Raw genomic sequence first — 14711 nt, forward strand, 5'->3', positions numbered from 1 at the left:
GTTCGCTCTTAACAGAGGGTTAAAATACTACTGCGCCCACGAAACGATGTGGTCTTGTGTATTTTACTACCTTGCATACCTGTGTATGTACTGCTAGGATCAACTCTATCATAGTTGGCTAAAAAAAGGATGAGGTAATGTCAGTAATATCAGATGATTTATTTGCAAATAAGATTAAGCAATTACAGGCTCTTAAGAAAGAGATTGATCAGGACAGGCTTGAAGCACATAAAATATTGGGGGAGTGGTTGGCCAACGCATTAGACGATGATGATAATCATGAACTGCAAGCTATTTTTTTAGACGCACACGATAATGAAAAATATGCTCGTTTGAAAAAGCACCGTGAATTTTTGAAAGCAATTGCCAATAAAATACAAAGTAAAGCTGAGGTGGTACCAAGCAGCTTTACACCACCTAAAAACAGTCAGGACAGTGACCACGGTTCATTGCTTGATATTTATTCATCATCACAGTAGCTACTCGAAATCACCTAATTGAAGGTACAGCTGGATCGTCTACTAATTAGCGAAAGGTTAGGAGACGGTTATCGGCTGTTTTAAGCGTTTTAGAATAGCTTTAGCTACCATCGTATCGGACAGAGCGTAAAACGTATATAAGAGTGGTTTCTAGGCTTTTTAGCAACGGTTTGATAAGTGTTTACAGATGTGTCGATAATGGCTACTGAAAATGAAGACAAACTATCTACAAAAAATGAGACTGATATTGAGAATGTGAAAACAGGGTTGTCCAGAATGACAGATGAAGATATTCAAAATATCTTTGACCATGCTTTTGAAGATTTTCAAAGATCCAAGCTTGATCCGAACTATGTGAACGAGGATTAACATCAAGTAAATGGACAATTGCATTCTGAGCTACTGATAAGTTTTATAAGTGATTGGTCGATCAAATTATCATCTTAAATCCGTCGGTTTTTTGGTTTTTTTCCTATTATTTAATATAAAAACATATTTTTTACTTTTAAAGACTTTTAAAGACTTTTAGGACGCTCTCAGACCTTACCAATTAAGGGCTTCAAGATCTATAAAGCTACAATCAGCTAGGTTAATGCTACAATCAGCTAGGTTAATGCTACAATCAGCTAGGTTAAAAGCTACAATCAGCAGGTATTATGCTACAATTAGATAGATTTGAGCATTAAGGCGTAGATATGACTAACCAAGTTGGTTTATATGAGAAGAAATACCCTGCAAATTGGGTTGTTATGCAAAATCGTATTCTACAAGCGTTTTATGAAATGACACTTGATGAAAAACGGTTGCTGTTGCTTGCTAGTTCAGTAGTGCGTTTGATAGATGCCACTGAAAAAGACACTATAGAGATAACCGCGAAAGCATTTGCAGAGGCTTGCAACATTCAAGTGGATTCTGCTTATACTCAATTAAAAGATGCTAGTGAAACGATGATGAGGCGATTTTTTAGCTATAGAAATGAACGCGGTAGCCGTGTCAATGTACAGTGGGTCATCAGATCAATATATGAAGATGGCTATGTGTCTCTATGTTTTACAGATGAAGTGCTACTGATGTTGAAGGTTTTTGATGAAAATAATCCATTCACTAAATATAAAAAAGAAGATGTACTTAAACTGAAGGGTGAATATTCAATAGATATATACCATCTGGCCAAAAAACATGAGGCAATGAGCTCGTGGACAATGTCACTTGAAGAAATTAGAGAGGAGCTAGCTCTTTCTAAATCTTACGAACGTATTAACAACCTAAAAAGTCGAGTCATCAACCCAAGCGTTGAAGAAATAACAGAAAAGTCAGATATTAAAATCACCTATGAAAACGTTAAACGTGGTCGTACCGTCACAGGACTAAAATTTAATGTCAAAGCTAAGCCCACCAAGAAAAAAAGTCTGGAGGACTTAAATCAGAATAATGAGAATAGAGATATACCATCCTTAACCGTCAAACAGATCGACCGTTTTGCGCCTCTATTGGCTAACTATGCCCCATTTGGTAGCTATGCGCCTTCAGGAAAAAGTACCCAAGAAGTGATCAGCTGGTTACACACTCAATTAAGAGATGAAGCTTTTTTAAAGACCCACAAAAAGCACTTACTGGCGATAGGCTATACGTTCCCTAAGCAGAAATCATAATATGAAAAAAGCATGCTTAGTAGTTTTGGCATTACAAATGGTTTATATTGTACGTACATATATAAGCCATTTGTAATGCCATGACGACAACCAATTATAATATCAGGCTCGATCAAGAGCTCAAGGATAGCGCCTTTGCCGTGTTTGAAAGCTATGGATTAACGCCGTCTCAAGCAATCAAATTGTTCTTAACTCAAGTGGCGCAAACCAATACCGTGCCGTTATCCTTTGATTATCAAAAACCCTCTAATCTTAATACGCCGCCACAAACTTCTGCGGGTGATTACGGATTGAGCGGCCAGCGCCATAAATAAATCAGTGTAAAATATCTGTACAGATATAAGTACAGATATGGTATATAATATCAGTCATACAAATAAAGATGACCAAACACGGAGTAATCGTTATGGATGTTGTGAACTACACTGATTTTAGAAAGGGCCTAGCCAAATATATCGATAAGGTAGATACCGACAAATCGCCGATCGTGATTACTAGACAAAACGCCAAACCTGCGGTACTCATGAGTTTAGAAGAGTTTAATTCATATGAGGAAACGCTTCATCTGCTAAAAAGCCCCACTAATGCCAAGCGCCTCAGACGCTCTATAGCCGATGCTAAGGCGGGTCGTTTAATCGAGCATGACATCAATACGGATGACGCATTATTGACTTGTGATGATGAGGTGGACGCTTGATCTTATCTTGGACACAGGATGCGTGGGAGGACTACGAATACTGGCAAAAAACCAGCAAAGAGAAGGTCAAGCAAATAAGTAAGCTGATTAAAGCCATCAAACGTGACCCATTTGAGGGTATTGGTAAACCTGAACCACTCAAACACGATCTGGCAGGCTATTGGTCGCGTCGCATTGATCAAGAGCATAGACTGGTTTATGAGGTTCAAGATGATGCCATTATCATCGTTCAGTGCCGATATCATTATTAAGTAAACAGTGTTAGTTCACAAAAGTGCTTGATCCTAAGAATCAGGCACTTTTTTATTTTCCATTCTGGCTATGTGTCCTAAAACGAACGAGAAAGCTCTGTAGAGACGTCTAAATATATTGGTTAGTATTTCGACCTAAACATTCGATAACAAACCTTATGTGGTCATACGACGCCATATAATTGCTAATGGTGACTATACCTCTGATCACGTTACCACAGAATAAAATAGTTGCTGTTTTATTCTTACCTAAAAATACACGTATATTATTTTGAATTTATATATACAGATTTAACAGATTTATACGTTTTTCGCCAATCCTCTGTAGCGCTTCATTTATAAGTATTACAGGGGATTTTTTTTATTTAAATGACGACGTTAACCTTGTTATAGGTAGACAAATACCTTGTTGTTTTAGTGTATAGGTAGACATTTAGCTTGTTTTAGGTAGACAAATACCTTGTATATGACGAAAAATTATAAAATTTTTCGTCATATATGTTATATTAGTTAAAACCAAACAAATAGGTTAGGATATGACACCTGAAGAAATGCAGGGTTTTCAAGACAAGCTTAGGCAAGACTTTGGCCATACAATCAGGGTACGCGTTGAAAAACCGCTGACACCAGAGGAGCGTGAGGCTTTAATCAATCATATTAGATACACAAGAAATGATTTCAACGCCTCTATTGAGATTATTGAGCCCATTCCTATTGACTTTGATTTTGAGGTATTGCCTTTTGAAGAAGAGATTCAAAAGCCTATACAATCCCCTCAAAATGCAAGCTCAGATGCCAGTAGTACAACATCCGATAAAAAAGACGATAGCAACTGGGTTTATGGACCGAATTGGATTGTGCTACAAAACAGATTATTAAACGCGATTACAGATTTGACGCATAACGAGAGACGACTGATCATGCTTTTATCGCCAAAGGTTCGAGCTGCCGTTGATAAAAATGCTAATCAGCGGACGTTTATGTTGACAGCTTCAGAGTTTGCCAAAGAATATGGGCTCGAAAAAGATGGTACATACCAGCTGCTAAGTGAGTTATCGGATAGTTTGCTACAAAAAGCGTTTTGGTTTTATGATTTCAAAGCAGATGAGGTCGTCAATAGAAAAGGTAGCAGTTGGGTTGCTGAGTGTGAGTATCTAAAGGGTCAAGGGCGAATAGCGGTGACGTTGACAGATACAGTGACTGAGATGTTAACTGTATTTGATAAGTCAAATACGTTCACGAAGTACGAGAGGCGCTATATCGTGGAGCTGGGCTCTTACGGTATTTTAATGTTCGAGCTTGTCAGTAGCTGTTTACACTTGCAGAGTGGTAAAAAAGCGTACTCAGTTGCGTATCTGCGCCAAAAATTCAACTGCACAGACAAGTATGGAAAAATCACAGACTTTAAAACTAAGGTCTTAGATAAAGCCATAGCAGAGGTTGAGAAGCACACACCGCTGAAGGTTAGCTATACAGAAAACAAAATCGGCCGAGAAATCAGTGAAATCGTGTTTTGTATTCGGGACACCAGCAGTACAAGCCTTGAAGATATTGTCAAAGTGTTTAGTCCAGCTGAGATTAAAAAATATGGTTGGAAACTTAAAGACAAGCATGAGGTAGTTAGTAATTTTCCTCAATCGATTAAAACGCCGGTTGAGACACAAAAAGAGATCGAGGCGCGTATGGCAAAACCTGAATACTACGCAGAGTATGTGCGCTACTTAAAAAAATTAACCGACTTTGATGAAAAGCTACATATAAAAAATATGCTCAAAAGAGCCAATTAACAGCGCTTTAACCTCACTTGTGACGCACACATCAAAGGGAGTCGATGATAGTGAACTCGTGCGGTCTCTTATGCAAGGCATATTATAGGATTTAGTAGGGAGTATTATGAGCAAGGTTAGCTATAAAATAGACGAATTACCGCCACTAACTGCTAAGTAGTAAGCAGATTCAGAGCATCTAGCCACGCTTAGCGATGACGACATTGATTTATCGGACATTCCAGAAGTCACCGACTGGTCAGGCGCGATCCGTGGCAGTATCAAATCTCAAGCGTTGTCTACGGAAACCAGTGTCATTAGCCCAAGTATCCTTGCCAAATTCAAGGACAGAGCTAAGCAAACAGGCGGTAACTATCAAGACATGATCAACGATGCCCTAGAAGAATACCTAACCGATCACTAGGCATTAAATAACAAGCACATGACCTCAAGACGACTTGGGGTTTTTTTACACCTTGCATTGTAGTATGTTGTATATTGTATTATACTATATACAACATACTATAATGCACTATCAAGGAATACAAAATCATGGCACTCACCACACAAGATATTCATGCAGCAGCTGACCGATTACAGGAGCAAGGGATAAAGCCGACACTGGCAGAGGTGCGTAAGGCGCTAGGCGGTGGCTCATTCACTACCATTAGTGATGCGATGCAGAGTTGGAAGCGAGAACAGCAGGAAGAGCAAGAGCTGCAACAAGTGGATTTACCTAGCGGTATCACTGAACGCTTGCACACGCTTGGCGCTGATATGTGGCAGACAGCTATTGATATGGCGAACGATAGGCTGTCTAAGGAGCGTGAAGCTCTAGAGGTGGTTAAGGTTAAGGCACAAGCAGAGACGGACGAAGCGCAAGAAGCAGTTAAAACCTTAGAGGGTGAACAAGCAGATCTACTACAGCAGCTGGACGAAGTGGCCACTACTGCGGAGACAGCAACTAAAGCGGCTCAGCAAGCCACAGCTGACCATGATGCTACCAAACAGACGCTATCAGATACTAAGCATCAATTAGAGCTTGAACGAACTAAAGCAGAAACAGCACAATCACAGCTTGTAGAGACACGTAGCGCATTAGATAAGCAATCTGTAGAGCTTACTAGTAGTCTTGGTGAGGTAGCCACGCTTAAAGCTACAGCTGATAGCGATAAAGCAGAGATTGCACGTTTAAAGGCGGAGCTTAAAGCCACTAAGTCAGAGCTAAAGACGGTCACAGCTGAACGCAATGAGATACAAACTGCTACCGCAGAGATCAAAGGAGAGCTAAAGGCGGTAACCTTTGAACGTGATAAGCTATCAGGACTTTATGAGCAGCTGACTCAAATACAGGCTAAACTTGAAGCTGAACATAGTATATTGAATAAGCAATATGGCGAGCTATCGAGCCGTCACCTATCAGAACAAGAACAAGTGACTGTGTTACAAAATAAACTCAAGAAAGCTCAAGATAATCTAATACTTATTCAAAACAAAGATAACGCCTTGGATGTTGATTAAATAAAAGTATTCAAGGTTCCAAGATAAAGAATAGTTATGAGCTAGGAAGAGACTTTACCTAAAGCGTAGATCTCGTTCTATTCACACTAAGCTTATGAATCAACTATGACAATATCGACTCACTGAATAAATGACTGTTGTATAAGAACTATTCTAAATTTTTCTCTGAAGTCTAATAGTATATAGCCTAGTGGGCTATATACTATTTAAATTAGCCTAAGTAAGTTCCGATGCTGATTTTGGAGCCTTGAGCAGATTTCAAGGAACACTCACCCTAAAGCATCTATGAGTATTTTCTAGCATACTCACAAACACTTTAGTGCATTCCTTGGATTTGATGTGATTAGTCATGCCGACTTCATCGCCCATCGCGTCATCAAGACCGTATCACTGTATCAAGCTACGGTTGTTAAGATTACGGCTGATAGCACCGCCTAGACACGCTCTTAACCGCTACTGTGCTGTCATACGCTAGCAAGGGCAATACACCCAATATACCGCTACGATATGCACAAATAACCACTCATTGCGTTGCTCAATATGTCTAGAACCCCCTGTCGAGAGCTTTACCCTTCTGTCAAACGCAGTCGTCGCCTTAGCCTGCCACCCATTTGACGGGTAACGGTTATAAAGAGAGCAGCACGAGGATGTAACGAGCGAACAAGCGGTTTTTAAAATGTATAGTGAATAAAGTTGATATGAAAGCAAATTTTGGATAAAATGCACCTACACGGGCATTTAATGCTGTTCAAATAACGCAGTTCAGGTGCTTATTTGTTCGTTACAGTGTGCGTCAACACGCTGTAACCGTTAGCTATATTTAAAACTAAATGCCTCTGGGAGTCAACTCCCAGAGGCATTTTTTTGTTTGTCATGTAGATTGGGTTTTTATTATCTACTTTTTCATTAGATTGCTTAGGCTTTTTTTGTCGTCATTTAGCGTAGGTATTTCAACCATTTTGAAGTTAGCACTTAGTACATCCTCACAAGACGTTAAGTTTCTGACAATACTGGGATAGTTTACTATGAAGACCGGCTTAGTCGTCAGATGCAAGGTTTTACACGCGCTGTTAAGAAGCGGTAAATCATCTTTCTGAGAGAATACGATAATGAAAAGACAAACCTACACTCCTGAGATTAAAGAACGCGCCGTTCGTATGCTGATTGAAGCATTAAACGATTACACCTTTATGTGGTCATGTCATAAAAAGCACACTAATGAAACTATACTAACCAACATTCAAGACTAAGCTAGGGGTCGTTTGCGGGAGAGGGCGAAATCCTACGCTAAGGCTTTGGCCAACGATATTCTCCGGTAAGATTGATGTGTTCCCAGGGGATAGGAGAAGTCGCTTGATATCTAGTATGACGTCTGTCGCACCTGCTTGATCGCGGCCGCGATAGCTAGATCGCGTTGCTCCTCTTCTCCATCCGCGTTCCAAGCTGCGGAAAGGCACCCATAAGCGTACGCCTGGTCGAGCAGGCGACGCGGATCGACGTCCAGCGCACGAGAGAATGCGTCCGCCATCTGTGCAATGCGTCTAGGATCGAGACAAAGGTCGTCTCTGTCAGCCGGATCGTAGAACATATTGGCGGCGCCAAAGCCCACTTCACCGACCAGACCGACGGGATCTATCACCAGCCAGCCGCGACTGGAGAACATGATGTTTTCATGATGCAGATCGCCATGTAGCCCACGCAGTTCCGAGGCATTGCTCATCATTTGATCGGCTATAATCGCCGCGTGGACGTAGTCAGTTTGACAACCTGCGTTTTGATCATCGCGCGCCCGCTGAAACAAAGCTGCAAAGCGATCCCGGATCGGGAGAAGGGCAGAAGGCAGGGGTTCCTCAGATGCGGCATACAGCTTCGCCATTAGTTCCGCTGCAATTTCGGTCGCCTGGTAGTCGCCGTGCTCGGCAACGATGTGAGAGAGCATTCGCTCCCCGGCATATTCGAGCAACATCAGATTGTTCTCACGACCGAGCAACCGGACTGCTCCCCTCCCATTGCGCCATACCAGATAGTCGGCCCCGCGCAGTTCATCAGCAATGTCTTCTATAGGTTTCAATCCCTTGACGATTGCAGGAGTCCCGTCTGGCAATGAAACTTTCCAAACGAGGCTGGAAAAGGTGTCCGCAATGAGAACAGGTTGCGAAACGTGCCAATGAGCAGGAAAAACAGGCGGCATGAACATCAACCCCAAGTCAGAGGGTCCAATCGCAGATAGAAGGCAAGGCGTTCGCGGTCGGGGGCTTCGATCCCCAATACATTGAATAGGACAGCGAAGGCGCGCTCTGCTTCATCTGGCGCTGCCCAGTTCTCTTCGGCGTTAGCAATCATGAGTGCCAAATCGGCATAGCGATCTGCTGTTCCGAGCCGCCCAAGGTCGATCAGACCCGTGCATTGAAGAGTTTTAGGGTCCACCATGAAGTTCGGCATGCAGGGATCACCATGGCAAACAACCATATCGGTGCGCTCTTGGTCGAGCCGCACCGGTAGCTCTCGTTCGACACGAGCCAAAAGATCGAGCTGCGGCGTACTCTTGTCCTCGTCCGGTAAGAAGTCGGGATTGACGGCATTGCGGGACACCACATCAACGGCGCGTCCGAACATTCGCGACAGCCTGCGCTCAAACGGACATTGATCAACCGATAGGCTGTGAACAGCGCCAAGTTGCTGCCCCATTGACGGCCACGCTTTGAGCAAATCCGCTCCAGACAGATCAGCCGCCGGTACTCCCGGAATTGCCGTTATCACCAAGCATGCACCCTCCTGTTCCTCCTGCCAGTTGATGACCTCGGGGCAAGCCACACCTCGACCTTTGAGCCAAATGAGGCGGTCACGCTCTCCAGCGAGCTCACCGCGGCGGGAAGCAGGTGCGATTTTCGCGAAGGCATGCCCGTCACCACGTCGAAAAACAAAATCACCAGATTCTCCGCCTCTGACAGGCAACCAGTCAGAATGCGATTCACCAAAAAAAATATTAGTTCGATTCAATGGAGGTTCCTTCAGTTTTCTGAGGCTTTGTTGCACAAAGATTTGAAATGCAAAGCGCCCCTAATTGATCCAAATTTAAGGCGTAACTTGGGTAAGTGGGCGACCTAATTCCGTAAATCTGTTAAGGACTGCTACACGTGCATGGATCTCATTCACCTGACTAGGAAAGCTTCTTGCCATTAATTTATCGCCTAATAATTTGATGCAATGCATCTTGGTTTCCACCAAACTGCGGCGATGATAGCCTGACCATTTTTTCCATAATGTCCTGCCTAAATGTTTAACTGTTCGAAGTAATTCATTTCGCTCTAGCGAGCTACTCTTTGTATCTTTCCATGGTTTCGCATTTTTTCTAGGTGGAATCACCGCATGCGCTTGCCGATCTGCAATGACCTGACGGCATTGCTTGGTGTCATAAGCTCCATCGGTATAAACAGAGTCAATCTGCTCATCTTGTGGAATCTGATTAAGTAAATCACCAAGCACCTGTGAATCACTGACATTATTGGTTGTGAGCTGAATAGCGCGTATTTGTAGGGTTTTGGCATCTATACCAATATGTAGTTTACGCCATTGGCGACGATATTCAGCTCCATGTTTCTTGCGTTTCCATTCGCCCTCACCTAGAAACTTCATGCCTGTAGAGTCTACGAGTAGATGCAGCCCATCGCTACTTTTTTGGTAGCTGATTGCAATATCAATATGCTTTTGTCTTCTACAAAGCGTACTGTAATCTGGTGCGGTCCAATTTAATCCGCAAAGTTTAATCAGACTTTGCACAAAGCCAGTGACCATACGTAAAGACAAACGGAATAGAGATTTAATCATTAAGCAGCATTGGATAGCTGCGTCGGAGTAGGTTTGATTTCGCCCTTGTTTGCCTTTTGATGGAGCATACCATTGCGTAGCAGGATCAAACCAAATGGCAATATTTCCGCGACTCATGAGTGCTCGGTTATATGCGGGCCAATTGGTTGTGCGGTAGATTTTGTGTGTAGGCTTCTTCATTTGAAAATTATATCGCTGAAAAAGCCTTTACAGATAGGTTTGTGCAACAAAGCCCCATCGAGGTGAAACCGGCTGTGAGCGCGGGTTCAAGCATATAGCCCGACAGGCGCGTATCCTTGCCGATCACGACACGATGGCGGTGGTCACCGCGACGAAAGACACGGCCAGCCGCCATGCCGACGCGCAAGGCGGTTTCCGCCGTCATCGCGCCTTCGTTGGCTTTGCCACGAATACCGTCTGTGCCGAAATATTTGCGCACCATAAGGTCGATTATCCTGTCGTCGGGTCGCCCTCAAAGGGGACATGCCTGCTGAACCGCGAATATAGAGAAATATCCCGAATGTGCAGTTAACGAATTCTTGCGGTTTCTTTCAGCGCCGCCAATACCGCCAGCCCGTCGCGCAAGGGGCGCGGCTCGTGTGTGCGGATGAAGTCAGCTCCACCTGCGGCGGCGGCAAGCTCTGCAGCGAGTGTCGCGGCCCCGACATCCCCCGGACCACGGCCTGTGAGCGCGCGCAGAAAGGATTTGCGCGAAACAGACAGAAGCACCGGCAAATCGAAGCGCAGCCGCAATTCATCGAACCGCGCCAGCACCGAGAGCGAGGTTTCGGGAGCAGCCCCCAGAAAAAACCCCATGCCGGGATCAAGGACAAGGCGGTTGCGTTTGATACCGGCACCCGTCAGCGCCGCGATGCGCGCGTCAAAGAACGCCGTAATGTGATCCATGATGTCGCCAGCGGGTGCCTCGCGCCGATCTGCCTGCCCGTCTTGCACCGAATGCATAACGACGAGTTTGGCAGATGATTTCGCCAATTGCGGATAGAACGCAGCGTCTGGAAAACCGCGAATATCATTGAGATAGGCCACACCACGCGACAAGGCATAGGCTTGCGTCGCGGGTTGATAACTGTCGAGCGAGACGGGAATGCCATCTGCCTTGAGCGCGTCCAGCACCGGCGCGATACGCGCGATTTCTGTGTCGGACGAAACAGGCGCGGCGTCGGGATTGCTGGATGCCGGACCGAGGTCGATCACATCTGCCCCCTCGGCCATCAGCTTACGCGCCTGCGCAATGGCTGCGTCTGGCGCCAGATACCGGCCTCCATCGGAGAAACTGTCCGAGGTTATGTTGACGATGCCGAAAATGATGAGCGATTTATTCATGGGGGCTTCTATAATAATCTCTGTACACGACAAAAATAGATAACTCATTGAAATAATGTCACAATAATTGTTTTCTAACGACGAATACTATGACACATCTCAATGAGTTATATCTTATCTTAAACAAATCTCTAAAATGGAACAAGTCACATTTAAAGTGCTTTGCGCTCATCATGCTTGTGATTATTTTAAAGCAAACATGTAATCTTTCTTCTGCATCTAAAGCCTTGCCCATCAAGTGTTTACCACAATCATTTTATCGACGTATGCAGCGCTTCTTTGCAGGTCAGTATTTTGATTATCGTCAAATTTCTCAGTTGATTTTCAATATGTTTTCATTCGACCAAGTGCAACTGACTTTAGATAGAACCAATTGGAAATGGGGAAAACGAAATATTAATATCCTGATGCTCGCAATCGTTTATCGTGGAATAGCGATACCTATCCTTTGGACATTGCTTAATAAACGTGGAAATTCAGATACGAAAGAGCGTATTGCTTTGATTCAACGCTTTATAGCCATTTTTGGTAAAGACCGTATTGTGAATGTGTTCGCAGACAGAGAGTTTATCGGTGAGCAGTGGTTTACATGGTTAATTGAACAAGACATCAACTTCTGCATTCGTGTTAAAAAAACTTCATTGTCACCAATCATTTAGGAAAGAATCATAAAATTAGTGATTTATTTCGCCATCTTAAAGTTGGTCAAATTGAATGTCGTAAACGACGGATTTTGGTTGGTCGGGTGAAACTATATATAAGTGCACTACAGTTAGAAAATGGAGAGCTTTTACTCGTCGTTTCTCCTCAGTTTAATGCCAATGCTATTCAGGATTATGGCCGCATGCCGAAAATTCAGATGCTCGGCGACGGCGATGAACTGAACAAGGGAAATGAGCGGTATCCTGCCAGACAGGATACCGACATTCACGAGGTTTCGATGGTTAGTGCGCCGCATCGGAGCGGGCCTGCTACCAGTCGTCGGTTAGACGACTGGCGACTTCTCGGTGGCAGCCCCACGGAGCCGAAGGAGCACCAGCCCCAACGAAACCAGTACCGCCATCGCCGTGGCGTAACAGATCACGGGCCACGCTGTGTCACCGTTTAAAAGTGCCACCGCCAATGTCCCGACAATGCTGACTATCAGGCTTTGAACGCAGAAGTAGAACGCGACCGCTGATCCCGCGATGTCGTCGAACTCTGCCAAAGCGCCGTTCGCGGTAACGGACACCGTGAAGACAATACCGACCGCGACAACCCACATCGGTAGGATGAAGGTGAGGAATGACGGCGAGCCGTAAAGTTCGCCGATCCCCAACAGGACCGCTCCGCAAACAAGCAACGCCATCCCACGCGCCACGCATCCTGCGATGCCCCATCTGGCGACAAAGGACTTCGCGAAACGGGTTGTCACGATCATTACAAGCGCGACAGTGGCGAAGGCAAAGCTGAATCCGATCTCGGAATATTCCGCTTGGCCTATGAGCACACGGGGAGCCGTCGAGAAGAAGACGAAGTAGGTGCCCATACCGGCGCTAAAGCCGACAGTGTAAACCCAAAAAGCCGGACTCGCGAAGATCGGCAAGACAGATCGGCGCGTCTTGACTTGATCCAGAGGGCGGGTTTCGTGCCACCTGAAACCCGCATTTAGGAGTGCGAGCATCGCCAGTATAGCCAAAGTAATGAATATCGCCTGCCATCCCAAGAACTCGCCGATCAATACTCCGGCGATAGGGCCGAGCGCAGGCACGAACGCCAGCATCGAACTGAAAAGGCCGTAGATGACGACACCCTCAGGACGGTTGGCATAAACGTCGCGAACCGTCGCGAACGTCGCCACCAGCATGGCCGACGCGCCCACTGCTTGAAGTAGACGGAAAGCGACAAAGGCCGGTGCAGTTGAAGACCAAGCTGCTCCCAGAGACGCAATGACGAAAGCCGTTGCGCCCGCAAGTAGAATTGGCCGTCGCCCGATTCTGTCTGAGAGCGGACCAAAAATCACCTGGCCCACGCCGAGCATCACCATATAGAGGCTCAACGTGAGTTGGATCATAGCGGGCGTCGTGTTCAGGATGCCGGGCATCGCTGGAACGACAGGGAGATAAATATCCATCGCCAGTGAAGCGAGGATGTCGAAAGGAGCCATCAGCAGCAGTGCTGCCGGCAGCGTATAGGCCCACGCGGGGCGTGTGGTGGTCATGACGAATTAACCCTCGATTAAGGAATACCGGGCGACGTCTGCTCGTCAGCAATCAGATGAGACTAGCCTTACAGAGCGCCGCAACAACAATACTGGTTGTTGCGGCTTACTTGTCTGCTGACTTGGAATTTCCCATCTGATTACTCCACGCTTACGAATATGAATTGCTACATTTTATCCGATTATCTTTTGCTTCGCAATGCGGCATGGGCGCACTCAGCGTTCCAGCCCCCTCTGCCGCCCTAACTGCCACGACACCGACCCGCCCTGCACGATGCCCATAACCTCGCGGCCGAGTTGGCGGTCGATGATCGGCCGCCACGGGACAAGGGTGAACTCATGGGATTTCTCGACCACGGCGAACTTGCCGCTCGATAGATGCACGGTTCCGGTAAACTTGCCGCTGACGCTCTCGCCGTCCGTGGCGGCGCGGAACGGCAGGCCCTTACTCAAAGCCATATCCGATCCGACGCCGGCTACCTCGCGCTCCCGCAGGATGGCGAGAAGGTTGCGCCGGTAGAAGACGCGGCTGTCCCGGCTGCGGGTGGCGTCGCCCTGTTCGATATGGTGCTCGCGGCGCTGGTCCATGGCTTCGCGGACTTGTTGCCCGAAGCCGGTTGGCGCAAGGTCGGCCGTCTCGCCGTGGATCAGCCGCCGGTCCAGCCAGGTCGCGCCGTCCGATCCGATCTGTTTGTTCAGATCGACCGGGGAAAGGACGCGAACGCTGGCCTGACTGTCTCGGCCGGCGTCATGGGCGGCGGCACGGCTGACCAGATCATCGGGGATGCGCCATTGGTCGGCGTCGATCCGCTCGACGATACCGGCCCGGCGTAGCGCCTCCAGCCGGCGCACATGGGCATCGACATAGCCCTCATAGTCGCCGCCTGGAACGCGGCACGTATAGGAAGAATAAACGCCCTTTTCACCCAAGTCCAACAGCTTTGGACCGCAGTTGACTCTTTCGACACCCCTG

The 14711-nt window shown here is 46.1% G+C and carries 16 protein-coding genes and 2 pseudogenes; 10 read left to right on the forward strand and 8 right to left on the reverse strand.

Annotated elements, in window-relative coordinates; genetic code table 11:
* Positions 1-137 precede the first annotated feature (137 nt).
* The 9 genes from I3254_RS06600 to I3254_RS06635 all read left to right on the forward strand — a co-directional run bounded on the left by I3254_RS06600 (position 138) and on the right by I3254_RS06635 (position 6366).
* The gene (locus I3254_RS06600; protein ID WP_025652650.1) at positions 138-479 is read left to right on the forward strand and encodes a hypothetical protein; all 342 of its coding nucleotides are present in this window, start codon (positions 138-140) and stop codon (positions 477-479) included.
* 198 nt (positions 480-677) lie between these two features.
* Positions 678-848: a hypothetical protein gene (locus I3254_RS06605; protein WP_156410067.1), complete on the forward strand. Its 171-nt coding sequence runs from the start codon at positions 678-680 to the stop codon at positions 846-848.
* Between the two features lie 326 nt (positions 849-1174).
* Positions 1175-2131, forward strand: coding sequence for a replication initiation protein (locus tag I3254_RS06610; protein WP_025652649.1), 957 nt, complete (start codon positions 1175-1177; stop codon positions 2129-2131).
* A gap of 80 nt (positions 2132-2211) precedes the next feature.
* The gene (locus I3254_RS06615) at positions 2212-2445 is read left to right on the forward strand and encodes a type II toxin-antitoxin system RelB/DinJ family antitoxin (RefSeq protein ID WP_025652648.1); all 234 of its coding nucleotides are present in this window, start codon (positions 2212-2214) and stop codon (positions 2443-2445) included.
* Between the two features lie 92 nt (positions 2446-2537).
* Positions 2538-2828 (forward strand): type II toxin-antitoxin system prevent-host-death family antitoxin, encoded by a 291-nt coding sequence (locus I3254_RS06620; protein ID WP_025652647.1) that lies wholly within the window; start codon positions 2538-2540, stop codon positions 2826-2828.
* Positions 2825-3079, forward strand: coding sequence for a Txe/YoeB family addiction module toxin (locus tag I3254_RS06625; RefSeq protein WP_025652646.1), 255 nt, complete (start codon positions 2825-2827; stop codon positions 3077-3079). The genes I3254_RS06620 and I3254_RS06625 overlap by 4 nt, the downstream gene beginning before the upstream one ends.
* A 536-nt stretch (positions 3080-3615) precedes the next feature.
* On the forward strand, positions 3616-4866 hold the full coding sequence (locus I3254_RS06630) for a replication initiation protein (RefSeq protein WP_181718483.1): 1251 nt from the start codon (positions 3616-3618) through the stop codon (positions 4864-4866).
* Positions 4867-5140: 274 nt separating this feature from the next.
* Positions 5141-5269, forward strand: coding sequence for a BrnA antitoxin family protein (locus tag I3254_RS14310; RefSeq protein WP_143007432.1), 129 nt, complete (start codon positions 5141-5143; stop codon positions 5267-5269).
* A gap of 128 nt (positions 5270-5397) precedes the next feature.
* The gene (locus I3254_RS06635; RefSeq protein WP_058025952.1) at positions 5398-6366 is read left to right on the forward strand and encodes a DNA-binding protein; all 969 of its coding nucleotides are present in this window, start codon (positions 5398-5400) and stop codon (positions 6364-6366) included.
* Positions 6367-7726: 1360 nt separating this feature from the next.
* Here the strand turns inward: I3254_RS06635 and I3254_RS06640 are convergent.
* The 5 genes from I3254_RS06640 to sul2 form a co-directional block, all read right to left on the reverse strand.
* Positions 7727-8563, reverse strand: a complete 837-nt coding sequence (locus I3254_RS06640) for an aminoglycoside O-phosphotransferase APH(6)-Id (protein WP_000480968.1) — start codon at positions 8561-8563, stop codon at positions 7727-7729.
* Positions 8563-9366 carry an aminoglycoside O-phosphotransferase APH(3'')-Ib gene (aph(3'')-Ib, locus tag I3254_RS06645; protein WP_001082319.1) on the reverse strand — a complete coding sequence of 268 codons (804 nt, stop codon included), beginning with the start codon at positions 9364-9366 and terminating at the stop codon, positions 8563-8565. Before aph(3'')-Ib ends, I3254_RS06640 begins: the two co-directional genes overlap by 1 nt.
* A 75-nt stretch (positions 9367-9441) precedes the next feature.
* Positions 9442-10374 (reverse strand): IS5-like element IS17 family transposase, encoded by a 933-nt coding sequence (locus tag I3254_RS06650; protein ID WP_099475569.1) that lies wholly within the window; start codon positions 10372-10374, stop codon positions 9442-9444.
* A 7-nt stretch (positions 10375-10381) separates the two neighbouring features.
* Positions 10382-10636 carry a phosphoglucosamine mutase gene (locus I3254_RS06655; RefSeq protein ID WP_051626581.1) on the reverse strand — a complete coding sequence of 85 codons (255 nt, stop codon included), beginning with the start codon at positions 10634-10636 and terminating at the stop codon, positions 10382-10384.
* 86 nt (positions 10637-10722) lie between these two features.
* Positions 10723-11538, reverse strand: coding sequence for a sulfonamide-resistant dihydropteroate synthase Sul2 (gene sul2, locus I3254_RS06660; RefSeq protein ID WP_238052186.1), 816 nt, complete (start codon positions 11536-11538; stop codon positions 10723-10725).
* A gap of 89 nt (positions 11539-11627) precedes the next feature.
* Here sul2 and I3254_RS06665 point away from each other — a divergent pair.
* A pseudogene (locus I3254_RS06665) lies at positions 11628-12376 on the forward strand (IS4-like element ISAba1 family transposase); the annotation flags it as partial.
* Here the strand turns inward: I3254_RS06665 and I3254_RS06670 are convergent.
* The 3 genes and pseudogenes from I3254_RS06670 to I3254_RS06680 all read right to left on the reverse strand — a co-directional run.
* A pseudogene (locus I3254_RS06670) lies at positions 12377-12496 on the reverse strand (LysR family transcriptional regulator); the annotation flags it as partial. It lies immediately after the preceding pseudogene.
* Positions 12497-12523: 27 nt separating this feature from the next.
* On the reverse strand, positions 12524-13738 hold the full coding sequence (gene floR / locus I3254_RS06675; RefSeq protein ID WP_000214122.1) for a chloramphenicol/florfenicol efflux MFS transporter FloR: 1215 nt from the start codon (positions 13736-13738) through the stop codon (positions 12524-12526).
* A gap of 216 nt (positions 13739-13954) precedes the next feature.
* The coding region (locus tag I3254_RS06680) for a DUF3363 domain-containing protein (protein WP_223542817.1) at positions 13955-14711 on the reverse strand (757 nt) is incomplete at its 5' end.

The organism is Psychrobacter sp. Ps2 (assembly GCF_022129405.1).
In the GTDB taxonomy this organism is placed as follows: Bacteria; Pseudomonadota; Gammaproteobacteria; order Pseudomonadales; family Moraxellaceae; genus Psychrobacter.

Excerpts from the sequence above, each read along its gene's own strand:
- I3254_RS06600 (WP_025652650.1), top strand. The coding sequence starts at position 138 with ATGTCAGTAATATCAGATGATTTATTTGCAAATAAGATTAAGCAATTA.
- I3254_RS06605 (WP_156410067.1), top strand. The coding sequence starts at position 678 with ATGGCTACTGAAAATGAAGACAAACTATCTACAAAAAATGAGACTGAT.
- I3254_RS06610 (WP_025652649.1), top strand. The coding sequence starts at position 1,175 with ATGACTAACCAAGTTGGTTTATATGAGAAGAAATACCCTGCAAATTGG.
- I3254_RS06615 (WP_025652648.1), top strand. The coding sequence starts at position 2,212 with ATGACGACAACCAATTATAATATCAGGCTCGATCAAGAGCTCAAGGAT.
- I3254_RS06620 (WP_025652647.1), top strand. The coding sequence starts at position 2,538 with ATGGATGTTGTGAACTACACTGATTTTAGAAAGGGCCTAGCCAAATAT.
- I3254_RS06630 (WP_181718483.1), top strand. The coding sequence starts at position 3,616 with ATGACACCTGAAGAAATGCAGGGTTTTCAAGACAAGCTTAGGCAAGAC.
- I3254_RS06635 (WP_058025952.1), top strand. The coding sequence starts at position 5,398 with ATGGCACTCACCACACAAGATATTCATGCAGCAGCTGACCGATTACAG.
- I3254_RS06640 (WP_000480968.1), bottom strand. The coding sequence starts at position 8,563 with ATGTTCATGCCGCCTGTTTTTCCTGCTCATTGGCACGTTTCGCAACCT.
- I3254_RS06650 (WP_099475569.1), bottom strand. The coding sequence starts at position 10,374 with ATGAAGAAGCCTACACACAAAATCTACCGCACAACCAATTGGCCCGCA.
- I3254_RS06655 (WP_051626581.1), bottom strand. The coding sequence starts at position 10,636 with ATGGTGCGCAAATATTTCGGCACAGACGGTATTCGTGGCAAAGCCAAC.
- sul2 (WP_238052186.1), bottom strand. The coding sequence starts at position 11,538 with ATGAATAAATCGCTCATCATTTTCGGCATCGTCAACATAACCTCGGAC.
- floR (WP_000214122.1), bottom strand. The coding sequence starts at position 13,738 with ATGACCACCACACGCCCCGCGTGGGCCTATACGCTGCCGGCAGCACTG.